The sequence below is a fragment of the Pontibacter sp. CAU 1760 genome (genome assembly GCF_054482735.1).
Map to the genome: position 1 here is coordinate 94,742 of NZ_JBTLRL010000002.1, position 26,640 is coordinate 121,381.

Sequence of the window (26,640 nt, forward strand, 5' to 3'; positions counted from 1 at the left end):
CCAAAATCGAAGCGGCCATGCTCTTTTCAGAACATGGCCGCCTTGCGATATAGAAGGTCAGAAACTTACTTGTCCTTGCCCAGGAACGGGTAGCGGTAATCTACCGGTGGGTTAAACGTCTCCTTGATAGAGCGGGCAGACACCCAGCGCAGCAGGTTCAGCATAGAGCCGGCCTTGTCGTTGGTTCCGGAGGCACGCGCACCGCCAAACGGCTGCTGGCCCACCACGGCGCCTGTCGGCTTGTCGTTGATGTAGAAGTTACCGGCAGCATTCTGCAGTTTCTTGGCCGCATACTCTATAAAGTAACGGTCCTGGCTCAGGATAGCGCCTGTCAGGGCATAGGGCGAAGTGGAGTTTACCAGCTCCAGTGTCTCGTCGGCGTTGTTCTCATCATACACATACACCGTGATCACCGGCCCGAAAATCTCCTCGCACATGGTTACGTAGGTCGGGTTATGCGCCAGCAGCACGGTTGGCTCGATGAAGTAGCCTTTCGACTTGTCGTAGTTACCACCCGCGATCAGCTCCACTTCGTTGCTCTCCTTGGCATTGTCGATGTACCTGGCGATCTTGTCAAACGACTTCTCGTCGATCACCGCATTGATGAAGTTGGAGAAATCCTCCGGAGGCCCCATTTTAAAGGACTTCAGGTCCTCGATCACGAAGTTTTTTACCTCTTCCCAGAGGTTGCTCGGGATGTAGGCACGGGAAGCGGCAGAGCATTTCTGGCCCTGGAACTCAAACGCACCCCTTGTGATAGCTGTTGCCACTGTTTTGGCCTGGGCCGTTTTATGGGCGAAGATAAAGTCCTTGCCGCCCGTTTCGCCCACAATGCGCGGGTATGATCTGTAATTATGGATGTTGTTGCCGATCTCTTTCCAGATATGCTGGAACACGCCGGTGCTGCCTGTAAAGTGGATGCCGGCAAAGTCAGGGTGCTTGAAAACAACATCGCCCGTTGTCGGGCCATCCACATACACCAGGTTAATCACGCCATCCGGAAGGCCGGCTTCCTGCAGCAACTCCATGATCATGTGCGCTGCATAGATCTGGGTGTGCGCTGGCTTCCATACCACCACATTGCCCATCATGGCTGCAGAAGTTGGCAGGTTGCCCGCAATGGCCGTAAAGTTAAACGGCGTCAGGGCGAACACGAAGCCCTCTAATGCGCGGTGCTCGGTGCGGTTCCATACCCCCGGAGAAGACTCCGGCTGCATGCGGTAAATGTCAGTGGCGTACTGGACGTTAAAGCGCAAAAAGTCGATCAGCTCGCAGGCAGAGTCGATCTCAGCCTGGTACGCGTTTTTCGACTGGCCCAGCATGGTGGCTGCGTTCAGGCGTGCCCTCCATGGACCAGCCAGTAACTCGGCGGCTTTCAGGAAGATGCTCACGCGGTGCTCCCAGGCCATGTCGGCCCACATATCGCGTGCGGCCAGAGCCGCGTTGATGGCTTGTTCCACGTGGGACGCGTCGCCTTCGCTGAAGTGGCCCAGGATGTGCTGGTGGTCGTGCGGCTGCAGCATTGGCTGCTTGTTGTCTGTAAACACCCTGTCGCCGCCAATATACATCGGCACGTCCAGTTGCTTCGACTTAAGTTCTTTGTAAGTGCGCAACAGTTCTTCCTTTTCAGGAGAGCCCGGTGCGTAAGATAATACTGGTTCGTTAGTAGGAGTAGGTACTTTGAAGAATCCGGTTGCCATGCGTTTATAATTGTGATTATAAATATGTATAAGGTATTCCTGAAGGTCCTACGGAAATAGGAGTGCCTTCTTTACAAATGTAACTGGATTTATGGGAAAAGTGGCATCCGTAGGCCTGTTCCGTGCCAGCAGCAGCTTAAAGCAAGCCAATGGCGCAGGTATGGAACACCAAACAACGCAGGCCGGAAATTGGATCGCTGCAACTGCTTGCAGGTACAGAGGGAACGGCTATGAGGCGGTATGATCCTGCTTTATCAAACAAGTAAAGGTTGCCTGCTCATATAACCTTTTACGGGCAGATACTCGTAAAGCCTCTCCCTGCCATCGTGCATGGCAGGCAATGCAATTGATTACTATGAAAAACAGAAACAAGATCTACGGAAAAATCATGCTGGCACTAGCACTTGGCTTCTCCTTTGCGGCCGAAGCGGCTAATTATACCTTGAACAAAGACACTGCCACTGAAAAGGCGAAGCAGGAGAACGTGCATGTGAGCACCAAAGCAGCGCACCAGCACATAGCAGAGGATGGGGCAAGGTAGTCGCTGCCACAAAGCTTAACCCTGTAAATGCAAAAAGCCCGGCGCCGAACCCGAGAAAAGGGTATGGCGCCGGGCTTTCTCGTTCACAAGTATACGTTACAGAATCAGCTTTAATTCGCTGAGGCAGGAGATCTCGTAGGTTGGCTTGGGGCTGCGCTTCTGGCGGTGCATCTCCGGGTTAAAGAACACCTGGTCGATTCCGGCATCGCGCGCCCCCTCAATGTCGCACTCGTAGTTGTCCCCGATCATCAAGCACTCCTCCGGCCTTACGCGGATGCGCTCCAGCAAATGCTCAAACATGCGGCGGTCCGGCTTTTTGTAGCCGCAGCACTCCGAGGTAATCACCTCCCCGAAATAGCCGTGTAGCTTAGAGGAGTTCATTTTGATGTGCTGCACCTCTTTAAAGCCGTTCGTGATGATATGCAGGCCGTACCTGGGCTTCAGGTACTCCAGCACCTCGTAGGCATAAGGGAACACGGCTGTCTTGGTGGGGCATTGGTCGATGTAGGCCTCCGAAATGCCCACCGGCACCTCATGCGGTTCCAGGCCAAGGCCGGTTAGCGTTTTCACGAAGCGGCTCTCGCGCAACTCCGCCTGCTTAATGTGTCCCTTATTATAAAGGTCCCAGAGGCGCACATTCACAAACTTATACTTCTTGTAAAAAGAGGTGGAGTCAAACTTTCCGAAACTGGCCAGGTTAAACTGTTCGTAAAGGGCGTAAATGGTTTCTTCGGAGTTTTTCTCGAAATCCCAGAGGGTATGGTCGAGGTCGAAGAGAATATGGGTGTATGCTTTCATGCGGAAGTGCTGCTTAAGAATAGGTAAAACGCGCCGAGGGAACGGATGTTTTAAAAATAGCATTGTTTTGCGGAAGCACCGGGCAAAACATCTGTGGGGAGCAGTACAATATTATACGTGCTGGCCAGTTATGTTGGAACCAGGAAAAGGCTACAGGGAAGTCCAGCGGCGGGTTTGCAGCTTGTTCACGGCCAGCTCGCGGTTAGAGAACAGAATCTCGTATACCTCGCTGTCTTTCTGCAGGGCCGCATCGCGCTCCATGTAGGCAAAAATCTGGTTGATGAAGTCAGCTGCTTCTTCCTTCACAGCATAAAACACCCATTGGTCCAGCTTTCGGGGGGTCACCAGGCCCGCATTGCGCAGGTAGGAGAGGTGGCGCGAGGTCTTGGTTTGCGTAAAATCCAGCACCTGCTCCAGGTCAGACGTGCACATTTCTTTGTTGCGCAGGATCAGGTGCAAAATGCGAATACGTGATTCGTCGGCAAGGGCCTTCAGAACCTGCTCGCCAAAAGAAAGGCTAAAGTGTTTGAGTCTCATAGATAGGGTGGGCAATGGGAACAAAATTAGGTAAAAGCAGCTATTTTAAAAGATAAATATAGTATAATTGTAACGCATGAATTTGTTTAAACACCCGTTTCCTTCTGAGGCAAAGCCTTTTTATAGGCTCATGTTGTCGCTGCTGGTACTCTTTCTATGCTGGGGAGCCCCACAGGAAGCAGCCGCCCAGCAGCAGAAGCGCGTGGTGCAGCTGTCGGGCTTTGTGGCCACCGGCGATAGCCTGTACGGGGTGACGGGGGTGAGTATTTATGTGCCGGGCACCAGCCGTGGCACAATGTCCAACGAATATGGCTTTTTCTCGGTGCCTGTGCTGGCCGGCGATAGCGTGATGTTCAGTGCCATCGGGTTCAAGAAGCAGTACCTGGTTATCCCCAGGTCCTATAGCAGCCAAAGTTATTCCATCATCATGCAGCTGCAGGAAGACCCCACCGAGCTACCCACCGTGGATGTGTTTCCGTGGGCCACCGAACGCGACTTCCGGGAAGCAGTGGCAAACGTGAAGCTGCCGGACGAGGGTCGCGCCATCGCCATGCGCAACCTGGACCCCGAGCGCCTCGAAGAACTCTTCAAATCTACCCCCATGGATGGCGTGGGAAACTTCCGGCACAGCATGCAGCAGCAGCGGCAACTGCAGCAGAACAGGTACATGATCCAGACCGGTATCAGCCCTTTCGCCATCCCGACCCTTATCAAATCGATCCTCAACGGCGATTTCAAGCAGAAGTAAATCCTTACCCTTTCGTGGCTTTACAGCTGGTGTGCCTTTGCCCCGGTTGTATTATTCTGAGCCCTACTGGCGGCGGCAGGTAACTATGCCGTGTATGTTTCGTTATTTCCGATTGTAGCAGCCTTATCAAGCCGTTAACTGGTATGCATCTTATACCTGTTGTTGGCGCAAGGTACATGCGATATTGGACAAAGAACCATACCTATGCTGGAAACCGAAAAACTATCATTGAATATACCCGCCACTACCAAGCCCCGGGTGGTTATTATTGGCGGAGGCTTTGGGGGTATAAACCTGGCTAAGAAACTCAACAACGATGACTTCCAGGTGGTGATGTTTGACAGGCAGAACTACCACGGCTTCTGGCCGCTGCTCTACCAGGTAGCCACCGCCGGGCTGGAGCCGGACGCCATTGCCGAGCCGCTTCGCAAGATGTTCGGAAGCGACGATTTCTCTGACTTCCATTTCAGGCTGGTAAAGGTGACCGGGGTCAACCCCGCCACAAAAACAGTCTCCACGCTCATCGGCGACCTGCCTTACGACTATGTGGTGATTGCCACCGGCACTAAGTCCAATTACTTCGGTAACGAGCAGATCAAAAAATACGCTTTCCCGCTCAAGCAGATACCGGATGCGCTGAACCTGCGCAGCCAGATGCTGCAGTCGTTTGAGCAGGCCAACATGACCAAGGACCCCGCCACCAGGCAAAGCCTCCTGAACTTCGTGATTGTGGGAGGCGGGCCTACGGGCGTGGAGTTGGCAGGGGCACTGGCGGAGATGCGGCGTTATATTCTTCCGACCGATTATCCGGGGATGGATTTCAACCAGATGAACATTTACCTGGTAGAAGGCCTGGACAGGGTCTTGCCGCCCATGTCGGCGTCGGCGAGTGCCCGCACGAAGAAGTACCTGGAGGAAATGGGAATCATCGTGAAGCTAAACACCTTGGTGGAATCTTATGATGGCAGCACAGCCGTGTTCAAGAGCGGAGAATCCATCCAAACCCATACCCTGATTTGGGCAGCAGGCGTATCGGGTGCGCTGATTGAAGGGTTACCTCCGGAGGCCGTGGAGCGGGGTAGGGTGCTGGTAAACCACTTTAACCAGGTAGTGGGCTACAGCGATATCTTTGCCATCGGCGACATCGCCGCCATGAAATCGGATGAATACCCACGGGGGCACCCGGGCGTAGCACAGCCGGCCATTCAGCAAGGAAAGCTGCTTGCCAAAAACCTGAAGCGGTTGATCCGGCACGAGCCGCTGGAGCCGTTCAAGTATTTTGACAAGGGCTCGCTGGCCATCATCGGCCGTAACCGCGCCGTAGCCGACTTGCCCGGCGATAAGCACATTGGGGGCTTCTTAGCCTGGATGATCTGGTTGTTTGTGCACATTGCCTACCTGGTGGGCTTCCGGAACAAATTGGTGGTGCTCAGCAACTGGCTCTATCGCTTCTTTACGTATGAGCGCGGTACCCGCCTTATCATCCGGCCATTCGTGCGCAAAGGCGACCGCGTAAAGCGCAAGTTCTTCGACCAATACAACACTGAGTAACAGGTTTGAGAACCTGTTTATAAGCAAAGAGGGCTTCAGACAGAATCTGAAGCCCTCTTTGCTTGTGCTATCTATACCCTACTGGGCAGAGCTGCCAGTGCTGTTGCCGTTGGTACGGCTGGTAGCGCGGCGCTGCATGGGGTTAGGCTGCGCTTGGCGGTTCTGCTGATACAGTTCAAAGCGGGAAGGAGCCATCTGGCGTGGGTAGCTGTTGTTGGACATATCCACGTCTGCTGTCTGCAGGTACGGGTCCAGCACAAAGCTGACCACCGGCTTCTCTGTGATGAACACCTTTGTGATATCGTTGTTATCATAACGCCAGATCTCGGCCGGGATGTTTACCACTTCCTCGGCGCCGTCTTCAAACGTCATCTTCACGATCAGAGGCATTACCAAACCGCCCTGGTTTTTAAAGCTTACCTCATAAAAGTTAAGGCCGGAGTTAAGCGCTTTTTTCTGCTCTTCAGACAGGTTCTTCACGAAGCTCTGGTAACGCTGCTGGTCAGCGGCTGTGGTAGCCAGTGGGTCATAAGAGTTATAGAAATCCTTCAGGGCAGGCTTGCGCTCTACCAGGGTTTTAGAGATGTCCTGCAGGTTGCGCTGCTGCGAAAGCGTCTTGGGCTCGCTGTTCAGCTGCTCGCGGCGCTGTGCGTTTACAAACTCCGGATCCTGTGCGTCGATGGTATACCACTTCACGTCTGTCAGGGCGATGTCGGTATGATCGGTGGTATAGAACCAGCCTCTCCAGAACCAATCCAGGTCCACGCCAGAAGCGTCTTCCATGGTGCGGAAGAAGTCGGCTGGCATCGGGTGCTTGAAGGCCCAACGGTTGGCATATTCTTTAAAGGCATAGTCAAACAGCTCGCGGCCCATAATGGTCTCGCGCAGGATGTTCAGGCCGGTGGCCGGCTTGCCGTAGGCGTTCGGGCCGAACTGCAGCACCGACTCCGAGTTAGTCATGATCGGTGTCTGGGTGTTTTTGGCGCTTTTCATATAGTCCACGATGTCTTTCGGCTCGCCGCGGCGCGATGGGTAGTTACGCTCCCATTCCTGCTCCGACAGGTACTGCACAAAGGTGTTCAGGCCTTCGTCCATCCACGTCCACTGGCGCTCATCCGAGTTGATGATCATCGGGAAGAAGTTGTGGCCCACCTCGTGGATGATCACGGAGATCAGGCCGTATTTGGTGCGATCGGAGTAAGTGCCGTCCTCTTCCGGGCGGTAACCATTGAAAGAGAGCATCGGGTACTCCATGCCGCCCACAGGGCCATGTACCGAGATCGCCACCGGGTATGGGTAGTCGATGGTGCGCTTGGAGTAAGTGCGCAGGGTATGCGCAACGGCCTCCGTAGAATACTGTCCCCACAGTGGGTTTGCCTCTTTCGGGTAGTATGACATGGCCAGCACATTCTTGCCGCCCACATTCACGTTCATGGCGTCCCAGATAAACTTACGCGAGCTCGCCCAGGCAAAGTCGCGCACGTTTTTGGCGGCGTACACCCAGGTTTTCTTGCCCGTGGCTTTGTCCTTCTCGGCTTTCGCGGCTTCCTCCTGGGTCACGATCACCACCGGGTCATCGCTTTTGGCAGCCTGTGCCCAGCGCTTCTGCTGCGTAGAGGTCAGTACCTGGCTGGCGTTCTGTAGTTCGCCGGTTGCACCCACCACATGATCGGCAGGTACCGTGATGCTCACCTTGTAGTCGCCGAAAGGCAGGGCAAACTCGCCGCTGCCCAGGAACTGCTTGTGCTGCCAGCCGTTCACGTCGTCGTACACGGCCATGCGCGGGAACCACTGCGCCATCTCGTACAGGTAGTTGCCGTCCTTCGGGAAGTACTCATACCCCGAGCGGCCACCCAGGGCTTTCTGGTCGTTGATGTTGTTTTTCCAGTCCACGTTAAACGTGAAGCTCTGGTTTGGTTTCAGCGGCGAGGGCAGGTCTACCCGCATCATGGTGTTGTTGATGGTATGGTTCAGCGCTTTGCCGCCACGGTCCGTCACTTTGCTGATTTTGAAGCCGCCGTCAAACTCCTCGCGCGTCAGGTAATCCACGGCCTGCATCGACATCTTGTCGTTCAGGCTGCCCGTCTTGGTCAGGTTACTCATGGACTTGGGCTCGAAGATGTTCTGGTCGAGTTGTACCCACAGGTAACTCAGCACATCCGGTGAGTTGTTGGTATAGGTGATGGTCTCAGAACCGGTGATAGCCTGGTTTTGGTCGTCCAGCTCCACCTTGATGTTATAGTCGGCACGCTGCTGCCAGTACTGGTGGCCCGGAGCGCCCGAAGCGGTGCGGTAGGTGTTTGGGGTTGGCAGTTCTTGCCCCAGCTGGGCGAACTTGGTGTCCTGGGCCAGCGCCGCAAGCGGCCCAGCTGCCAGTCCCAACAGTGCCAAACCTGTTAGAAAGTTTTTCATGAGTGTCAGGTAAGTTGGTTAGGTTAGGTAAAGTTAAGGGGTATAAGGCGATGTAAAGTTCAAATATAAGTGTTTGAACCCTAAAAATTATAGCTTTCTAGCATCAAAACCAATGCCACGCCTGCCGCAGCACTCGACAGCACCATAATCCAGTCGCGCCGCTTAGCCCGGAATAAGTGCATGGCCGCAGCGGCTCCCAGCAAGATGAGCAGCACGATGAGCAGTTGCCCCAGTTCTATGCCGATGTTAAAAGCCAGCAGCTCTTGCCAGATACTGCCGTTGCGCCCCAGCATCGCCTTCAGGAAATTAGAGAAACCCATTCCGTGGATCAAACCAAAGCCAGCCGCCATCAGGTTATGCACCGACATAAGGGTAGGCTGTTTGCTGGCCGCCCCCTTTAACTTAAAGAAGTTGGTGATGCAGGTCAGCAGAATGGTTACCGGAATGAGGAACTCGATTAGGTTTGCGTTGAACCGAATGACATTGAAAGTAGCGAGTGCCAGCGTAACGGAATGGCCGATGGTGAAGGAAGTAACCAGGGCAATGACCTTGCGCCAATCAGCAAGGGTATAAATAGCACTCAACGCCAGCAAAAACAGCATGTGGTCGTATGCCTTGAAATCGAAAATGTGATGGAAGCCTAGTTTGAGGTAAGTCGAGAAAACGGATGACACAGGGTAGCGGGCAGAATTAGAGCGTGATAATGCCTATGCAAATTAAGCTATTGCGCACAGAGTTGCAAGCGCGCAAGATGCATGAGAGAGTGGGGAATAGCTGTTTTAGGTATAAATAGCGGAGGGAACACTGCCGGAGTCGGTAATAATTGCTATTTTGAGCATGCATTGCCGAAAGCATTTATACCTGCATAGGTAGACCATTATTGAGTTGCCAGCGCATTGCGGTGGCGTGCATACCGAGTGATTTAGGTAATAAGTAAAGATATGGTGGAAGCTGTCATCCCAGAGCCGAACTACACCATCAAACAAGCAAATAAAGACAGAAGCAACGAATCATACATGATGAAGCAACCCCGAAACCATGAGCGCCGCACCTTTGTAAAAGTAGCAGCGGCAGGGATCATGAGTTTATCCCTAGCACTTGGTGCCTGCAGCTCAGGCAATAACCCAGAACAAGCGGCCGCAGCAGGTGCGGAGGCCGCTGAAACAGCAAACAAAGAAACAGCCATGGTTTATGTAGGCACTTACGCCGATGCAGACAGCAACAGTATTTTCCTGTACAAGATCAATCCGGAGTCGGGGGAACTCACCCGCGTCAGCAGTTTTAAGGGCGGCCCTAACCCCTCGTTCCTCACGCTGAATGAGCAGCGCAGCCACCTGTACGCCGTTAACGAGACCGGCGACTACGAGGGGCAGCAGAGCGGAGCTGTCAGCGCTTTTGCCGTAGATCAGCAAAACGGCGACCTCTCGCTGCTGAACAGGGTGGCCTCCAAAGGCGGGGCACCGTGCTATATTTCAGTTGGCAACGACGGTAAAACGGTACTGGTGGCGAACTATATGGGCGGCAACGTAGCCGCGTTCCCGGTGCAGGAAGACGGGACGCTGGCCCCTGCCGCAGATGTGGCACAGCACAAGGGCACCGGCCCGAACAAGGACCGGCAAGAAGCTGCGCATGCGCACTACATGGCGCCGGGGCCTGATGGGAAATATGCGTATGCCGTAGACCTCGGCACAGATAAGATATATGCTTACCAGTTAGAGAAAGGTGAGAATGGGCTGCGCCCTGCCAAGCCTGCAGTAGCCTTTGCGACAAAACCAGGGGCCGGACCACGCCAACTGGCTTTTCACCCGAACGGGAAGTATGCCTACGTTATCAATGAACTCAACTCCACCATGACGGCATTGGCTTATAATAGCGGCGACGGTTCTTTCTCTGAAATTCAAACCCTGCCAACGCTGCCTGTTGACTATAAAGAAAACAATCAGCCAGCTGCTGTAAGGGTGTCTCCGGATGGGAAGTTTCTGTATGGGTCGAACCGGGGGCACAACAGCATCGTGGTGTACCGCATCGACGAAAGCACCGGCAAAATAGCGCATGTAGAGAACGTGGACTGTGGCGGCGACTGGCCCCGCGACATGACTATCGACCTGACCGGAAATATTCTGTTGGTGGCCAACGAGCGTTCCAATACAGTCAATTCTTTCAAAATAGACAAAGCTACCGGCAAACTGACTGCCACCGGGCACAAAGCAGAGATGCACAAGCCGGTCTGTGTGCAGGTAGTGCCTGACTTTAAGTAATCAAAAGTTTAGAAGTACAAATAGAGAAGCGTCAGCAGTTTGGCTGGCGTTTCTCTATTCTTTTGTTGTTTGTCCAGCCCTACAAGCTTAACGCACTAATATAAAGGACTTGGTTGCAAGGCATACTGTTGTAAACTTTTACGGGCAAGCTGGTAAACTTCTAGGTTGCCCTGTACATAGGTTATCTCTTTTCCGCTGCTTACCAGTGCACCAATACCAGCTCCGGGCAGCAGCAATAATGTACTGCTCATGAATGCTTTCTCTTCGGCACTAAATGCTAGGAACGTACCTTCATCGTCACCATCTGCAAAACCGATAATGGCACCGGTAGCGATTCCTATTAAAGCTCCAAAAAGCATACCACGGCCCTTCCTGCCTTTAGATCTGAACCTGATTTCTTTGATAGCTGTCGCCGGAATGGATGTGGGTGTCTGAGCAGCTGTCAGAGGAAAGGCGTAGCTTTTAGCATCCGGCAGGACTTGGATTGCTGAGTCACCAGTGCTAAGCAGTACGCCTTTATACGCTGGAGCAGAACCCTCAAAGTATACCCAGCATCTATATTTAACCTGTAAATCCGGGTTCTGTGCCTCCACAGCAACACATAAGCTAAGGAGCAGCAGCCAACAGGCTGTAAAAAAGACAATCTTAGTATTTTTCATACAGCCTTATTTCAAAAGATGACGGATAAAAGCTTGGCCCGCTACAGGATGAGCAAGTACACGATCTGTATACGGTTATTGTATTTATTTGCAGTCTAATATGAGTATTATAATTGCTGGTGTATGGTTGTGTGCAGTAAATGATAGCGCTAATACGGAGCCGGACAGAAGCCATGTATTATTTTAGTATGGGAAACCTTTTCCAGGAAAATTTAACAAAAGTTAGTTTGAAGGGTAAATTACGCTGATGCTTTTACGTAAGCCTTTGGAACAAAGGCAGGTTTACGCGAAAAAACCTTTGCTGTATAATTTTCATATAGCAGAATATACTTACTATAGTACAGATGGTTTTTAAAAACAATTACTCCGCACCCTTGCACCAACCTTTAAAGGTTGCGTTGGCAGGCCTTTCTCACGACCATGCCCACGATGTGTTGAAGCGGCTAGAGGAGATGGACGTGCTTCTGATAGGTATAGCAGAAGAGAATCAGGCGCTGGTGCAGCGTTACCGACGGCAGTACCCGCTGGCGGAGTCGTTGTTTTACAAAAGCCTGCCGGAGTTGCTGCAGCACGAGAAACCGGATGTGGTGCTGGCCTATAATGCCATTTCGGAGCATTTGCAGGTAGTGGAGGCCTGCGCCCCGCTGGGCGTGCACGTAGTGGTAGAGAAGCCGTTGGCCACCAGCCTACAGGATGCGGAGAAGATGGCGGCCCTGGCCCGAAAGCACCAGATCCACCTGCTCACAAATTACGAAACCACCTGGTACCCCAGCAACCACGAGCTATACATTATGGCCACACACCAGATAGCCGTGGGAGAGCTTCGGAAAATGGTGGCGCATGACGGCAACATCGGGCCAAAAGAGTTAGGCTGCTCTGCGGAATTTCTGGATTGGCTGACAGATCCTGCAAAAAACGGTGGCGGGGCTATTGTAGATTTTGGGTGCTATGGCGCGAACCTAATGACCTGGTTGATGCATGGGCAGGAGCCCACCGCTGTGTCAGCCATTACCCGTCAGCTAAAGCCTGACATATACCCGAACGTGGATGATGACACTACCATTATACTGGAATACCCGCAAGCTACCGGCATCATTGAAGCGTCCTGGAACTGGCCCTATAATTTAAAAGACCTGGAAATATTCGGGCAAAGCGGTTATTTGCAGGCGGCAGACCAACGGACCTTGCGTTCGCGGAAAGCGCCTGATGTGCAGTTCCGCATGCACTGGGTAGAGCCGCTCGCCACTGCCTACCAGGACCACGTATCATACTTCAATGCCTTATGGCGAGGTGAGATCAAACCTACCGAAGACCTCTCTTCCCTGGAGAATAACCTGACCGTGATGAAAATCCTCGATGCTGCCCGGCAATCGGCAAGGGAGGGAAGAAGAATAGTGCTTGGCCGGTAAGGTGTATAAAGCAAAGCCCCGTTGCTCTATCAGAACAGCGGGGCTCGGTTGCTAAACTTTAATCAATCTTTACGCTTACTTATTTGATGCTCAGTTTTTGTGTGATGAGCTGCGTTTTACTGCGCGCCGTCACGATGTACATACCTGGCTTCAGGCGAGTAGCAGGTATCAGCACAGCGCCGTTTGCAGGCAGCTCCTTCCGAAGCACGATCTTCCCCATCATATCCGCTACCAATACTTTCATTTCTTCTCCGGCAGGCAGGCCCTGCACATACAGGCGCACGTTTTGTCCCTCGCTCGGGTTAGGGTACAAGGTCATTCGCGGCGTTGTTACCTGCTCCAGGTTAACAACTACTGTCGGCAGTATTTTAAAAGTGCCGTCCTGATCTACCTGGCGTAAGCGGTAGTATGAAGTTCCGGCCAGCGGCAGGGTATCGGTATAGCTATAGTTCGCACGAATGGCGGTAGTGCCTTTTCCTTGTCTGCGCCCCATGGCGGCAAAGCTTTTTCCATCGTGGCTGCGCTGCACCTCGAAATAAGCGTTGTTTTTTTCCTGAGCAGTGGCCCAGCTCAAAACCACAGCACCCCCTTCAGATGCCTTGGCCGTAAAGCTAAGCAGGTCCACGGGCAATACGGTATTGGTAGACCCTACTGTTACATCGCCTGCCCGTGGCGTATCTTCCGTGGTGCCTAAGGGAGCAGCTACTGCCTGCTGTGTGGTGGTAACGCGCAAGCTGCTTTGCGGGGTTACATCGGCAGGGTTGTAAGAATAAGTTACAGATAGCGTGTCTGCTGACTTACTTACCTCCAGGAATTCCTTCGCAATCTCCCAAGAGGTTCCATTGAACTGCATCAGATGCACTTCATCACCGTCCACCAGCAGTTTGTCGGCGTCAGTGGTAGCCACCCACTCCAGGGTAACATTAGCATTCGTGCCCTCTGGGGTACTTATGTTCCAGGTTCGGCTCATAATTGGCTTCACCGTTTTCTGAGCGGCAGTTTTTGCTTCTGCAGTGGAAAGGTCGCTGTCTTTTACGCTCACATTCACAGTGGCAGCCGTTGTGTTGCTGTTGGTCACGGTTACGGGGCTGTATCCGCCCGCCACGGTACCGACAGGCAATTTGGTTTGTGAATTTGCCGCCAGTCCTTTCCTGATTTTACCTTGTCCAGTTAAAACAATGTAACTGGTCGCGGAGCCGTTTGATATGGAAGAGGCATTGTCCAGTTCCAGGTTCCTATCGCTTACTTCAAGCTTCCTTCCATCAGCAAGTTTCAGACTTGCTCCTTCTATGGTTAGCCTGCCATTTACCTTTATATTGTTTGTGAATTCCGTGTCAGCCCCGCTAGCTTTGGCTTTCAAAACTACGTTGCCAAATTCAACGGTCTCCGTGATCTTAGCAGAAGCATTTTTGTTGAAGATAACTGTACTGGTGGGAGCCAGCTTTCCAAGTGCAGGTTGTTGATTAGAGTCAATATTTAGTGTCGCATTAGCTAAAATGTCAATAATGCTGCTTGTAATAGTATTACCATTAGTTATCGTAAGTGTTACTGCGGCACTACCATTGCCTAGCTCTATCCTGGAATTTATTCCAGGAATCTGCCAGCTTCCGGAAAGTGTTAGCTGGCTTCCCGTGGTGTAGTTCCTAATATGAAAGTATTGATCGGCATCAGTAAAACTTAATGGTGCCAAGCCACTGCCATCTTGATTTGTCCCCCAATTACTAAGTACGTTCAAGCTAGTTCCCGCTTTATTATAGTAATGTGCGATGTTTACAGGCTCAATCACTACGTCGTCGAGAGCTGCGCCCCAGGATGATTTTGACCCACCCCAAGAGAAGCGGATTTCGTTGCCTGGTGCCAAGTTCACATTCCGAATTAAAAAGCTTTTTCTAACAAAAACATCGTTGCCATTTACTTTGCCTGAAGCGCCATTGTAGTCAAGGTTTGCATAAAGCTCAGTCACACTAATCTCTGTATAGGAAGAGGAGGCAGGATCTACCGTAGAATTTTTAGCGTAGGTAAACGTGATAGGTTTTTCACTGCCATTAGACTTATTCCAGATCTCCGCTTTATAGGTTACCCTGAAGTGCCGGATTGTTTCCCCGGAAGTATTTTTCATCACAAGCCTCGTGTCATACTGGATATTGCCGGAGGTACCAGCCGAACCTATCGCTCTATCGGTGCTGTTACTGTTTCCGTAATTGTGAAACCCCGATACGCTGCTGCCGTCGTTCGCTGTGATGGTATTGATAGCAGCGGTGTTCGGGAACAGGTACCACCCATTAACCGTCGTGCCATTTGTGAAAGTTGATGCGCCGGAAGCAGGTAGGGTATTGAAGTCTTGCGTGTAGCTATATGTGTCGGCAGCGGGAATGTTAACTACTTGCGCCTGCACTGCAAAGGCACTAAACACCAAGGCCGTGCACACAAAAAAGAGCTGGGAATAAATACGCAGGGTGTTAGTAACGAAATAGTAGATTTTCTTCATCTAATTAGATTTTCGTAGATGTGTAATGGGTTTATTCATTCCTATAAAACAAATATACAATATTATAATCTATATATATTTAAATGTTTTCGTTTTTAAGTTTTAATTAATGTTTAGTTCCTATGTATTTATTTGAATAGTTATATTTTAAAGTCCTTAAAATATGCTTAAGCATTTGTGATGCTTGTTTTGTCATATGTGAATTTTATTTGCAACTCGCTTGTTTTAGTTTAAAATTTACTTGGTTGAGTATAGTTGCTTGGTGCAGTCGAGCTCATTCTTACAAGTTTAGCTAAAGAAAAAGGCCTCCCAGATGGGAGGCCTTTTTCTTTAGCTAAACTTTTAAACTATAATATTTTACTGCTCCGTCGGCAGTTTGATGTTGACATTGTTAAACCGGATTTTTCCTTTTTCAAGCACGGCCTCCACCACAGCATCTTTGCTGATGCTGCCAGACAGGATTTCCTTTGACAGCTCATTGAGGATCTGGCGCTGCAGCACACGCTTCAGCGGGCGGGCGCCAAACTGCGGATCATACCCCTGCTCACCCAGGTAATCCAGCACCTCGTTACTGGCAACCAACTGTATACCTGTTTCTTCCAGGCGGTCCTGGATGTGGCGGAACTGGATGGTGACGATCTTGCGGATATCCCCACGGCTCAGCGGTCGGAACATCACCAGCTCGTCAATCCGGTTCAGGAACTCCGGCCTTACCGACTTCTTCAGCAAGTCAAACACTTCATCCTTTGTGCGCTCTATCACCTCATCATGGTTAAACTCATCCATGTTCTCAAAATTGCTCTGGATGATGTGCGACCCTATGTTAGAGGTCATGATGATGATGGTGTTCTTGAAGTTCACCACACGGCCTTTGCTATCGGTCAGGCGGCCATCGTCTAGCACCTGCAGGAGGATGTTGAACACATCCGGGTGCGCTTTCTCAATCTCATCGAGCAGCACCACTGAGTAAGGCTTGCGGCGGATAGCCTCTGTTAACTGACCACCCTCGTCATACCCCACGTAGCCCGGAGGCGCACCGATCAAACGGCTTACCGCATGGCGCTCCTGGTATTCGCTCATGTCGATGCGCACCATGGCGTTGTCGTCGTTAAACAGGTAATCGGCCAGTGCCTTGGCAAGCTCTGTTTTACCCACCCCCGTTGTACCCAGGAAAATGAACGAGCCGATCGGGCGGCGCGGGTCCTGCATACCGGCGCGGCTGCGGCGCACGGCATCCGAAATTGCCTCGATGGCTTCTTCCTGGCCTGCCACGCGTTTGCCTAGCTCCTGCTCCAAGTTGAGGAGTTTCTCGCGGTCGCTTTGCAGCATTTTACTCACAGGTATACCGGTCCATTTGGCTACTACCTCCGCAATATCCTCGGCGGTTACCTCCTCCTTCAGCATTGGGTTCTCGCCCTGCATCTGGTGCACCTGCTCCTGTAATTGCTGTACCTTGGCTTCTGCCTCTTGTATCTTGCCGTAGCGCAGCTCGGCCACGCGGCCATAGTCGCCGGAGCGTTCGGCCTGTTCGGCCTCCAGTTTATACCCCTCAATATTCTCTTTCTCTTTCTGTAAGCCTTCAATCAGCTGCTTTTCGTTCTGCCACTTGGCTTTTAGGTCGTCGCGCTTACCCGAGAGGTCCGCTATCTCCTTGGTCAGCACAGTTTCCTTATCCTTGTCGTTCTCACGACGGATGGCCTCTCGCTCAATCTCCAGTTGCATGATGCGGCGCTGCAGCTCGTCCAGTTCCACCGGCAGCGAGTCGATCTCGATACGCAGTTTGGCAGCGGCTTCGTCCATCAGGTCAATGGCCTTATCCGGCAAAAACCTGTCGGAAATATAGCGGTTCGACAGCTCAACGGCCGAGATGATCGCATCGTCCTTGATGCGCACGCCGTGGTGCAGTTCATACTTGTCTTTGATACCACGGAGGATGGAGATGGCATCGGGCACGTTTGGCTCGTCCACCATCACGGCCTGGAAACGGCGCTCCAAAGCTTTGTCCTTCTCGATATACTTCTGGTATTCCTTTAGGGTAGTAGCACCGATGGCATGCAGTTCGCCCCGCGCCAGCGCCGGTTTCAGTAAGTTTGCGGCATCCATGGCGCTCTCGCCTCCGGCACCCGCCCCAATCAGGGTATGGATCTCGTCGATAAAAAGCACGATCTCGCCCTCGGCATCGATCACTTCTTTAATCACCGCTTTCAGGCGCTCCTCAAACTCCCCCTTATACTTGGCACCCGCCACCAGCAGGCCCATGTCCAGGCTCATCAAGGTCTTCGATTTTAGGTTTTCAGGCACGTCACCGGCTACAATGCGCTGCGCCAGGCCCTCCACTATGGCTGTCTTTCCCACACCAGGCTCACCCAGCAGCACCGGGTTGTTCTTGGTGCGCCGACTCAGGATCTGGAGCACACGCCTGATTTCTTCATCACGACCAATCACCGGGTCGATTTTTCCAGCCCGTGCCAGCTCATTCAGGTCCTTGGCATAGCGCTTCAGCGAGTTGTACTTGGCCTCAGCGTTTTGGTCGGTTACTTTGGCACCGCCCCGCAACTCTTTGATGGCTTTTTTAAGGTCTTTCTCGTTGAATCCGACATCCTTCATCAAGCCGGCTACTTTGTCGCGGCCCGCCAGCAGGCCCAGCAGCATGTGCTCGATGGCCACATACTCATCGCCGAATTCTTTCAGGTATGAAGTGGCTCTCTGCAAGGCAGTGTTCGCATCGTTCGCCAAATACGGACCACCGCCACCCGTTACTTTGGGGTAACCGGCGACAGTCTCATCCAGCTTACTGTTGAGGATATTGCCGTTAATATTAAGTTTTTGCAGCAGGAAGTTCGTCACGTTCTCATCCGTCTGGAAAATTGCCTTCAGGATGTGGCCCGTTTCAATCGCTTGCTGTTGGTTGCCACCGGCAATCTCCGTTGCCTTTTGGATGGCCTCCTGCGCTTTGATGGTATAGTTGTTAAAGTTCATGCCTTTGTTTGTTTTCTCATGGTTTTACTGCTGTGTATCTCATAACAACTTACGCACCAGTGGTACTTTTAGGTGTTTTTAGTGTAATTATGTCATGTTTTGAAGTGCGAAAGCAATCAAAGCAGCCAAAATGTCTGAAACAGGATTTCAATTCTAACAGCCTGCAGATCTATCCGAGCGGAAGAAAACCCTGTAGATCCTGATTCAGACGGACTTCTTAAACACCGCCGCATAATGGTCTGCCAGGCGGGTGGGTTCGGGTAGTTTGTGTTTGATTGAACAGTGCAGGGCAATGGCTGTGGCCGAGTCCAGGTCCATGAGGTGACCGGGGGATACGAAGACGGGCTTAACATTATCCTTGGTGCGAAGCACATTAGCCACCACTTCATTCTTATACACCAGCGGCGACACAGCGCCTTTGGTTAGGGCGGGTTCGGTATATTTGCCTACCAGCACTTTCTTGGCAACGCCCATGGTAGGCAGGTTCAGTTGCAAGCCCAGATGCGTGGCAATGCCGAGGCGGCGCGGGTGTGAGATGCCATGCCCGTCCACCATGATCAGGTCAGGCTTTTGCTGTAGCTTTTCATAGGCTTTGAGTAGGTTAGGAGCCTCACGGAAAGACAGGAAACCCGGTACATAGGGCAACTCCACGGGGCCGTGGTGCCATACCTTCTCCAGCACTTCTAAACCGGGGTAGGTCAGCAGCACGAATACTGAAAGGATCGTGTCTTCGCCGATAAAGGACGAGTCGCAACCCGCGATTAGTTTGAGGTCGAAATCGGGTTTTTGCAGGACGATGCGCGCTTGTAGTTGCTGCTGCTGTTCGGTGAGTGCCTGCAGAAGTTGGGGGTCGGGTGGAGGAGCATTGAAGTTGCGAAAGTAGGCCATAGGTTAATTCTGAATGACTGAATTTTGAATAACTGAATACGTATTTAAATGACTGTAACGACAGTATAATTGAACATAGGATGCGTGTAACACATACGTGCTTTTTTACTCAGTCATTCAAAATTCAGTCATTCAAAATTGACTCACGCGCTGCAGGGGTATATAAGTTTGGCGAAAAGCAGGTACCAACTGCCATCCAGGTAACCGAAGTGAAACTCAAACGAGGTATCGGTATGCAGCACCGATCGCTGCAGATGTGGCAGCAGTGCATGGATGTGTTGCAGCTGATCCGGGGATAAGCTGGCGTAGTCCCAGTACCCGCTTTTCTGAAACTTGTCTGGCTTCCAGGCAAAGCAGCCTTCCTTGCTATAGCCGCTTTGGCCTTTCTCATAGTCCATATCGCCACAGTCAAACGTAGGGAAGGGCTCCTGCTTTAACCGGCATACCTGCATCTCTTTTGCCACCGTGAAGAATGAGCGGTCTTGGTACTCCCGCTTAAAATTCCGAAGGTCGCGAACGTGGGTCATTTTCGGCATGGCACCCGGCTGCTCTATTAGCCAGACACCCTGCTCCGGATGTATAAACTGGTTGAGCAGGGTAGTATCGGCAGTTTGTAGCGCGTGGAAGAATTGGTTGAAGGCCTGCCGGAACAGGGCTGTGTCCGGCAACTGTTGACTGCCCTTTCGCACCGACTCATCCTGTACTGCCTGTAGCGAATCTGTATCGTCGATGCTGCGGGTGTGCTCTGTTTGATTTTGCTCGCCACAGGCACATAGGCCTATCATTAAAATTAGGAGTAGTTGTTTGTGCATTGTCATAAAGGGTTGACTTATTTTAAGATACGGCTTACAGCAGCGGTAGTCTGTGCTTCTCAACCTTGGATCTGTGTGGTCGTACGTTTAGAGAGGGGGCTATTGCATAGCCGCTATTTATACACACAAGCTATGGCAAACGATACCTTCAACGGAAGTGTCCGCATCGAGGTGCAGGGCGTTACCTTAATCGGGGATTTGATCATCCCGGGGCGTGCCGCAGGGCTAATTGTTTTTTCGCACGGAAGCGGGAGCAGCCGGCTGAGTACACGCAACCGCTTTGTAGCGGAGCATCTGCAACGCTCGGGCTTTGCCACGCTACTTTTCGACTTGCTGACGGAGGAGGAGGACCGCGACAACCAAAACCGGTTTGATATTCCGAAACTGACCAGGCGCCTGATTGATACCACATACTGGGTGCAGCGAGATCCGCGTACCAAGCCATTTAACATTGGCTTCTTCGGGGCAAGTACGGGTGCTGCTTCTGCCATCGGGGCCGCCGCCGCCGAAGGCCCTGACCTGATCAAGGCTGTTGTTAGCAGGGGTGGCCGGCCAGACTTAGCCGATGCCGTGCTGCCTGACTTGCGAGTGCCCACGCTGTTGATTGTGGGCGGGCGCGACGAGGAAGTCCTGCGCCTAAACATACAGGCGCAAAACCGCATGCAATGCATCAAGGACCTGGAAATAGTGCCGGATGCCACCCACCTGTTCGAAGAACCAGGCGCTTTAGAAATGGTTGCACAGCTCGCTACCGACTGGTTCCGGAAATACCTGAGGCCGGATAAGCAACAGCCCCTGCACCAGTAGTTGAATGTGCGTTTGCATGCCTGCTAGGTGGCAAAAGGGTATGGGGTAGCCCTTTTGCCAGACATGGCCTCAATCGTCAGGCAATCGTGCATGTATACACCTAATTTATAGCCGCATGGAGATTTTACAGAACAGAGAGGAAGCCGCCCAGCTGTTAGCCGAACAACTGAAGGAGTATGAAGGGGTGCCAGGGGTAGTGCTCGCCATACCGCGCGGTGGGGTGCCCATTGGAGCCTATATTGCGCACAAGCTCGGAATGCCACTGGAGGTAACCCTATCCAAGAAGATAGGCCATCCGGCTAACCAGGAGTTTGCCATTGGCGCGGTGAGTTTGGACAGTGTTGCTGTAGACGACCGTGCCGAGGTGCCGCAGGAGTACATCGAAGAAGAAGTTAAACGCATCCGCCAAAGCCTCAAGCAAAAGCATGCACTCTTTATGGGTGGCCGTCCGCGCACCCCTCTCCAAAACCGGGTAGTGATTATTGTGGATGATGGCATTGCAACAGGCAAAACGCTGGAGGCAACCGTGGAGCTGGTCCAGAAAGAGCATCCGCGCAAAATTGTGGTGGCAGTGCCTGTCGCGCCTCCCTCTGCAGCAGTGCATTTCAGCCATATGGTAGATGACTTTGTATGCTTGCTGGTCCCGTCTATCTTTCAGGCGGTCGGGCAGTTTTACATAGAATTCCCGCAGGTGAGCAATGAGCAGGTGATACACCTCATGGAGGAGCAAGATAAGGCGTGAGTGTACTACTCCAGCATGAACTTGCTGTGAAACACTTCTTGGCCTACAACTACGCGCACAAGGTACAAACCTGCTTTCTTTAAATGATGTGTCGGAATCAGCGTCTGGATTGTGCCGTTCTGGCTGAATAGGCTGCGTTGCTGGTATACTCGTTTTCCTGCCATATTATATACAACCAACTCAGCGCGATGCCCGGTTTCATGATGGTGCAAGGTTAAGTTAAGGTTCGTTCTGTTGTTGCTGCGAGTAGGGTATACCCGTAATTTTACTTCTCTTTCCGGCACCTGCACCACAACAATTTTAGAGATGCTGCTGGTCCCGTCTACATCGACTTGCCTCAAGCGGTAATGTAACACTCCTGCAGGGGCACTAAGATCTGCAAAGGTATAGGTTTGTTCAGTAGGCGTAGTTCCGGCTCCCTTCACCTGGGCTATTTTCAGAAATGCCTGCTCGTCGGTAGCGCGTTCTATCTCAAAAAAAGCGTTGTTCTTTTCGGAGGCAGTCTTCCATTTTAAAACAGGCTGACCGGCATGATTAAGCATTGCGCTGAAGGACAGCAACTCTACCGGAAACGGAGTGACGAGGGGCTGCATGGCATCAAACCATTTCTGCGCCATTTTCAATTCACCGCTAGTGTTCGGGTGAACACCGTCATGCGTGTCTACGCCTGTGGTAGCATCGAATCCACTGTTCTGGTCAACCAGTATAACCGGCGACTCAGGTTTATTCAGTTCTGTTACCAATGCAGGAATTCGCTTGTTCAGCTCATTGATATTGAAGACAGCTTCCGGGCCTACTTTCTGGATGTAGGCGGGTATAAGCTTTGCGATAAAGATTGTAGCGTTCGGGTTTTTGGCTCTAATCTGCTGAACCACCAGCTTAAGCTCGTTGATCGTTTCCTGGAAACAGGCTTTGTTGGGGTCTGATGCTCCTGCGCTGCACTGCCTGAACATGTCGTTTGTGCCCAGGTGCATTAATACCATGTCGGGGGTATAGGTTTGGAGCCATTCTGCCAGCTTGCCTTTTCCGTCTTTCCCGTTCAATACCTCATCGGTGCTCCATCCCCAATGGCCCTCGTTGCGGTTCGTATAAGTCCTGCCTTTGTACGTGCTGCCTTTTACGGCGGGGACTGCTTCATCATGGTTCACATCGTGCGAACCCACTAGCTCAACATCAAGGTTGTCGTCTACCATCATCTTCCATAGCTCGTAGCGGTAGCCTGGGTAAGTGGCATTGCCCTGTGTAATTGAGTTGCCTAAGACCATTAGCTTTACCTGTGAATGCGCTGGGGTAATAGCTATAGAAGCAAAGTAAAAGACCAGTAGATAGCGGATAAGGTATAAATTGATAAAGCTGAAGAGGTATGCCATAAGTAAAATGTAAGTGCGCTTTTTCCTTTTAAAAGGATGCAGGAAGCTTACAGGCTGTTACGGCCTGTGTTTAAACAAAGGTTAGGTGTGGAGAGCAGGAATACGTAATCCAAAAAAGTATACGCGAAGTGCAGGAAAGGTAACGGCTCACTTCTGCTATTTGAAAAAGACTTATTATATTTGCTAATAGGCCAACTACGCCGATGCTGTACCAATTTAGCCCGAGGCTACACTGGTTATGACTGCTAAAACCTTAAAATACCTTTAATAATCTGTACTGACCACGTTTGTGGGTGGTAGTAAAACTAAACTTGAAAAAAAGAACATGACAAAAACAGCAAAGATTGTTTATACCATTACCGACGAAGCGCCCGCTTTAGCGACGCGCTCTTTCTTACCGATTGTCGAAACCTTTACAAAGGCTGCCGGCATCGAGGTTGAGACAAGAGACATTTCTTTGGCAGGTCGCATTATCGCTACTTTTCCGGATAAGCTAACAGCCGAGCAGCAGCAGCAGGATGACCTGGCTTACCTGGGTGACCTTGCAAAAACGCCAGAAGCTAACATCATTAAATTACCGAACATCAGTGCCTCTATTCCGCAGCTTACAGCGGCTATTAAAGAGTTACAGTCGCAGGGGTATAACATCCCGAACTACCCATCAGACCCTAAAACAGAAGAGGAGAAAGATATAAAAGCACGCTACGCGAAAATCTTGGGTAGCGCGGTAAACCCTGTGTTGCGCGAGGGTAACTCTGACCGTCGTGTGGCTGATGCCGTGAAAAACTATGCGAAGAAGCACCCGCACTCGATGGGTGCCTGGAGCGCTGACTCTAAAACACGCGTTGCACACATGACAGAGGGCGATTTCTACGGGAGTGAGCAGTCTGTGGTGGCTGAAGAAGCTGGTGAAGTCCGTATTGAATTTACAGATGCAAACGGCAACACCAAAGTGCTGAAAGAGAAGATCGCTTTAAAGGCGGGTGAGGTAGTAGACTCTTCTGTGATGCATGTACAAGAACTGAACGCATTCTTTGAAAAAGCGATTGCAGAGGCGAAGGAAGATAATATTTTGTTGTCGCTGCACCTGAAGGCTACCATGATGAAGGTTTCTGACCCTATCATGTTCGGCCATGCGGTAAAAGTGTTCTTCAAAGATACGTTTGCGAAGCACGCGGCTACTTTCAAAGAGCTTGGCGTTGATGCAAATAACGGTTTAGGCGATGTGTATGCTAAGATCCAGAACCTGCCGGCAGATAAGAAAGCGGAAATTGAGGCTGATATTAAAGCTGAATACGAGAAGCGCCCAGAACTGGCAATGGTAAACTCTGACAAGGGAATTACCAACCTGCACGTACCAAGTGATGTGATCATCGACGCGTCTATGCCGGCTGCTATCCGCTCGTCGGGTAAGATGTGGGGCACAGATGGCAAACTGCACGATACATTGGCTATTATCCCGGATCGTAGCTATGCGGGCATTTACCAGGAGGTTATCAAGTTCAATAAAGAAAATGGTGCTTTTGACCCAACAACCATGGGTACTGTGCCGAATATTGGCTTGATGGCACAGAAAGCGGAAGAGTATGGCTCGCATGACAAAACGTTTGAAATGACAGAGGCTGGTACTGTTCGCGTGGTTGATGCAAACGGCAACACCCTAATGGAGCACAAAGTAGCCCAAGGCGATATTTTCAGAGCTTGCCAGACAAAAGACCTTCCTATTCAGGACTGGGTGAAGCTGGCCGTTACAAGAGCGCGCATTACCAACACACCTGCAATTTTCTGGTTAGATTCAGAGCGTGCCCATGATGCAAACCTGATCAAAAAAGTAGAGAAATATCTGCAAGACCACGACACGAACGGACTTGAGATCAAGATCATGTCTCCGGTGGAGGCAATGCATTATACTTGCGAGCGTGCAAAGGCCGGGAAAGATACTATCTCGGTAACTGGTAACGTACTCCGTGATTACCTAACCGACTTGTTCCCAATCCTAGAGCTTGGCACTAGCGCTAAAATGCTCTCTATCGTTCCGTTGCTTGATGGCGGTGGCCTGTTCGAGACAGGTGCCGGTGGTTCTGCTCCGAAGCACGTGGAGCAGTTTGTGGAAGAGAACTACCTGCGTTGGGATTCGCTTGGTGAGTTCCTGGCACTGGCTGTTTCTTTAGAAGACCTTGCTTACAAGACCAAAAATGAGAAAGCGGAGGTACTGGCTGAAGCACTTAACAAAGCAAACGCTGAGTTTTTAGAGAAAGACAAGTCTCCTTCACGTAAAGTAGGTGGTATAGATAACCGTGGCAGCCACTTCTACCTGGCGATGTACTGGGCACAGGCACTTGCCGAGCAAAGCAAGAACCAGGAGCTGAAAGACAGATTCACGAAACTGGCGCAAGACCTGACAGAGAATGAATCTAAGATCATAGAGGAGCAGATCGCGGCCCAGGGTAAGCCTGTAGACCTTGGTGGATACTTCCACCCAGATGCAGAAAAGGCAAGCAAAGCCATGCAGCCAAGCGAAACGCTCAACAGCATTTTAGCTTCTTTTTAAGGGAGAGTATAAAGTATAAAAAGGAAAGGCTGCCCAACTAGGCAGCCTTTCCTTTTTATACTTTATACTCTAACTCTAGATTTATTAATCTTATATAATTAGTTTTTGACTATACATTTTCAAAGAACTTTACAGCGTATTGGCAGTACTCAACTATTCTTTCCTTATCTGTCTCAAATTCATTTCTGCTTCCTAAATAGTTACGGCAAGATGGAGAAATTTCTTTCCCATCAACTAATTCCGAGTAAGATATGCATTTGATGTGTTTCTTTGATACTAATACAATCAGGGCATTTTGGTATGGATAATCTTTATTCTTGTCAATATCCTTTAATTGAAATGTACCACTTGCTCTAAATTTGACTTCAATAAAATGAGCCTTTCCATCCTTATAGACAACTAAATCTGGCATTCTTCGGATTTCCATAGCAACTTCATCTTTCACACCTTTAAGAAGGTCCATAATGCCAGGTATCGTGTTTTCCATGCCATACTTAAAAACTTGGAATCCGAGTGAAAGGAACAATTGTTCTACTAAGGTCTCTGCTATTCGACCTTTGATTAGGTTATATACCCAATTGTTGTCACTTGAATTAGTGGAGTTTTTACTAATCGTTAAATTAGTTTTATCAGTAGCAGTTATACTTCCTCTATTGTTATTCTTATAGCAAGAAATACATAAACCTCCATTAAACTTAGTATAACTACCGCATTGGGTACAATCAGCCATTCTTTGTAAAAATTTGAAATAAATATTGAATATTATATTTTGCTAATATATTAACAAATTTTAACGAGTCCAAATGAGGCTTTGATATGTTCTACATGCCTGCTAATGCCATAAGTTGCGCTTCGCTAAACTTGCGGCATTAGCAGGCATTGGCAAAAGCATCGATAAGCTTGCGACATAGCTTCTTAATCGGTCAAAGGATAAACAGGTAAATGAAAATCCATACGCCGGTGATTAGGGCGAGAATGAGGATGGCAAAAGTGTGGCCGAGACAGATGAACTTCCTGTTTCGGTTTAGCTGTGGGAAATTGATGCGGTCTTCTTCCTCCGCTAGTGCGAGCTTGTGGCTCGTACTGTTTGGTACGAACTACAAGCTCGCACTAGCGGAGTATAACTAGGATGGGGTATAGACACAGACAGCAGCCATACTTGGCGGTAGTCTGTGTCTATAGCTAGTATCTGCATACCAGCGTCAGAAACTTGACTCCTAGTACCCAACTTTATATTCATGACTATCCTTATCCATTCCAATTGCCAATATTTAACTCATGGCAATAAAAGTCCACTATATAATTTAGCATCGGTACCTGCCTATGAAATTAATAGACGAGCAGTTTCTTATCATTTATCTCTTGCAATAGGAACACCTCAGAGAGTGTG

Annotated in this window: 21 protein-coding genes; 8 read left to right on the forward strand and 13 right to left on the reverse strand. The window is 50.7% G+C overall.

Features of this window, described 5'->3' with window-relative positions; translation table 11 throughout:
- Positions 1 to 65 precede the first annotated feature (65 nt).
- A complete protein-coding gene (gene pruA, locus ACXYMU_RS03020) occupies positions 66 to 1,700 on the reverse strand; it encodes an L-glutamate gamma-semialdehyde dehydrogenase (protein WP_458984871.1) in 1,635 nt (544 codons plus the stop codon).
- A gap of 355 nt (positions 1,701 to 2,055) precedes the next feature.
- Between pruA and ACXYMU_RS03025 the strand changes: the two genes are divergently transcribed.
- Positions 2,056 to 2,241 (forward strand): hypothetical protein, encoded by a 186-nt coding sequence (locus tag ACXYMU_RS03025; protein ID WP_458984872.1) that lies wholly within the window; start codon positions 2,056 to 2,058, stop codon positions 2,239 to 2,241.
- Between the two features lie 96 nt (positions 2,242 to 2,337).
- Here ACXYMU_RS03025 and ACXYMU_RS03030 read toward each other — a convergent pair whose 3' ends face one another.
- Positions 2,338 to 3,039, reverse strand: coding sequence for a YjjG family noncanonical pyrimidine nucleotidase (locus ACXYMU_RS03030; RefSeq protein ID WP_458984873.1), 702 nt, complete (start codon positions 3,037 to 3,039; stop codon positions 2,338 to 2,340).
- Between the two features lie 150 nt (positions 3,040 to 3,189).
- Complete coding sequence (locus tag ACXYMU_RS03035; protein ID WP_458984874.1) at positions 3,190 to 3,576, reverse strand: ArsR/SmtB family transcription factor; 387 nt, start codon at positions 3,574 to 3,576, stop codon at positions 3,190 to 3,192.
- Between the two features lie 76 nt (positions 3,577 to 3,652).
- On the opposite strand from ACXYMU_RS03035, the gene ACXYMU_RS03040 reads away from it, so the two are divergent.
- Together ACXYMU_RS03040 and ACXYMU_RS03045 are read left to right on the forward strand one after the other, a co-directional pair.
- The gene (locus tag ACXYMU_RS03040; protein ID WP_458984875.1) at positions 3,653 to 4,324 is read left to right on the forward strand and encodes a carboxypeptidase-like regulatory domain-containing protein; all 672 of its coding nucleotides are present in this window, start codon (positions 3,653 to 3,655) and stop codon (positions 4,322 to 4,324) included.
- A gap of 204 nt (positions 4,325 to 4,528) precedes the next feature.
- Positions 4,529 to 5,875, forward strand: coding sequence for an NAD(P)/FAD-dependent oxidoreductase (locus tag ACXYMU_RS03045; RefSeq protein ID WP_458984876.1), 1,347 nt, complete (start codon positions 4,529 to 4,531; stop codon positions 5,873 to 5,875).
- 78 nt (positions 5,876 to 5,953) lie between these two features.
- On the opposite strand, the gene ACXYMU_RS03050 is transcribed toward ACXYMU_RS03045, so the two are convergent.
- Together ACXYMU_RS03050 and ACXYMU_RS03055 are read right to left on the reverse strand one after the other, a co-directional pair.
- Positions 5,954 to 8,287, reverse strand: a complete 2,334-nt coding sequence (locus ACXYMU_RS03050) for a M1 family metallopeptidase (RefSeq protein ID WP_458984877.1) — start codon at positions 8,285 to 8,287, stop codon at positions 5,954 to 5,956.
- A gap of 80 nt (positions 8,288 to 8,367) precedes the next feature.
- On the reverse strand, positions 8,368 to 8,961 hold the full coding sequence (locus tag ACXYMU_RS03055; protein WP_458984878.1) for a HupE/UreJ family protein: 594 nt from the start codon (positions 8,959 to 8,961) through the stop codon (positions 8,368 to 8,370).
- Positions 8,962 to 9,228: 267 nt separating this feature from the next.
- On the opposite strand from ACXYMU_RS03055, the gene ACXYMU_RS03060 reads away from it, so the two are divergent.
- Complete coding sequence (locus tag ACXYMU_RS03060) at positions 9,229 to 10,545, forward strand: lactonase family protein (protein ID WP_458984879.1); 1,317 nt, start codon at positions 9,229 to 9,231, stop codon at positions 10,543 to 10,545.
- A 95-nt stretch (positions 10,546 to 10,640) separates the two neighbouring features.
- On the opposite strand, the gene ACXYMU_RS03065 is transcribed toward ACXYMU_RS03060, so the two are convergent.
- Complete coding sequence (locus tag ACXYMU_RS03065) at positions 10,641 to 11,204, reverse strand: hypothetical protein (protein WP_458984880.1); 564 nt, start codon at positions 11,202 to 11,204, stop codon at positions 10,641 to 10,643.
- Between the two features lie 374 nt (positions 11,205 to 11,578).
- Between ACXYMU_RS03065 and ACXYMU_RS03070 the strand changes: the two genes are divergently transcribed.
- Positions 11,579 to 12,613 (forward strand): Gfo/Idh/MocA family protein, encoded by a 1,035-nt coding sequence (locus ACXYMU_RS03070; RefSeq protein ID WP_458984881.1) that lies wholly within the window; start codon positions 11,579 to 11,581, stop codon positions 12,611 to 12,613.
- A gap of 79 nt (positions 12,614 to 12,692) precedes the next feature.
- Here ACXYMU_RS03070 and ACXYMU_RS03075 read toward each other — a convergent pair whose 3' ends face one another.
- The 4 genes from ACXYMU_RS03075 to ACXYMU_RS03090 all read right to left on the reverse strand — a co-directional run bounded on the left by ACXYMU_RS03075 (position 12,693) and on the right by ACXYMU_RS03090 (position 19,753).
- Entirely contained in the window at positions 12,693 to 15,101 is a 2,409-nt protein-coding gene (locus tag ACXYMU_RS03075) for a T9SS type A sorting domain-containing protein (RefSeq protein WP_458984882.1), read from the reverse strand.
- 357 nt (positions 15,102 to 15,458) lie between these two features.
- On the reverse strand, positions 15,459 to 18,080 hold the full coding sequence (gene clpB / locus ACXYMU_RS03080; RefSeq protein WP_458984883.1) for an ATP-dependent chaperone ClpB: 2,622 nt from the start codon (positions 18,078 to 18,080) through the stop codon (positions 15,459 to 15,461).
- 204 nt (positions 18,081 to 18,284) lie between these two features.
- A complete protein-coding gene (nfi, locus tag ACXYMU_RS03085) occupies positions 18,285 to 18,968 on the reverse strand; it encodes a deoxyribonuclease V (protein ID WP_458984884.1) in 684 nt (227 codons plus the stop codon).
- A 143-nt stretch (positions 18,969 to 19,111) separates the two neighbouring features.
- A complete protein-coding gene (locus ACXYMU_RS03090; RefSeq protein WP_458984885.1) occupies positions 19,112 to 19,753 on the reverse strand; it encodes a hypothetical protein in 642 nt (213 codons plus the stop codon).
- Positions 19,754 to 19,912: 159 nt separating this feature from the next.
- Between ACXYMU_RS03090 and ACXYMU_RS03095 the strand changes: the two genes are divergently transcribed.
- Together ACXYMU_RS03095 and ACXYMU_RS03100 are read left to right on the forward strand one after the other, a co-directional pair.
- Positions 19,913 to 20,587, forward strand: coding sequence for a dienelactone hydrolase family protein (locus ACXYMU_RS03095; protein ID WP_458984886.1), 675 nt, complete (start codon positions 19,913 to 19,915; stop codon positions 20,585 to 20,587).
- Positions 20,588 to 20,702: 115 nt separating this feature from the next.
- The gene (locus tag ACXYMU_RS03100) at positions 20,703 to 21,329 is read left to right on the forward strand and encodes a phosphoribosyltransferase (RefSeq protein WP_458984887.1); all 627 of its coding nucleotides are present in this window, start codon (positions 20,703 to 20,705) and stop codon (positions 21,327 to 21,329) included.
- 5 nt (positions 21,330 to 21,334) lie between these two features.
- Here ACXYMU_RS03100 and ACXYMU_RS03105 read toward each other — a convergent pair whose 3' ends face one another.
- On the reverse strand, positions 21,335 to 22,699 hold the full coding sequence (locus tag ACXYMU_RS03105) for a GDSL-type esterase/lipase family protein (protein WP_458984888.1): 1,365 nt from the start codon (positions 22,697 to 22,699) through the stop codon (positions 21,335 to 21,337).
- A gap of 325 nt (positions 22,700 to 23,024) precedes the next feature.
- Here ACXYMU_RS03105 and ACXYMU_RS03110 point away from each other — a divergent pair, with 325 nt between their 5' ends.
- Positions 23,025 to 25,250, forward strand: coding sequence for an NADP-dependent isocitrate dehydrogenase (locus ACXYMU_RS03110; RefSeq protein ID WP_458984889.1), 2,226 nt, complete (start codon positions 23,025 to 23,027; stop codon positions 25,248 to 25,250).
- Positions 25,251 to 25,359: 109 nt separating this feature from the next.
- Here ACXYMU_RS03110 and ACXYMU_RS03115 read toward each other — a convergent pair whose 3' ends face one another.
- The gene (locus tag ACXYMU_RS03115; protein WP_458984890.1) at positions 25,360 to 25,980 is read right to left on the reverse strand and encodes a hypothetical protein; all 621 of its coding nucleotides are present in this window, start codon (positions 25,978 to 25,980) and stop codon (positions 25,360 to 25,362) included.
- Between the two features lie 518 nt (positions 25,981 to 26,498).
- The gene (locus tag ACXYMU_RS03120; RefSeq protein ID WP_458985224.1) at positions 26,499 to 26,561 is read right to left on the reverse strand and encodes a hypothetical protein; all 63 of its coding nucleotides are present in this window, start codon (positions 26,559 to 26,561) and stop codon (positions 26,499 to 26,501) included.
- Positions 26,562 to 26,640: the final 79 nt, after the last annotated feature.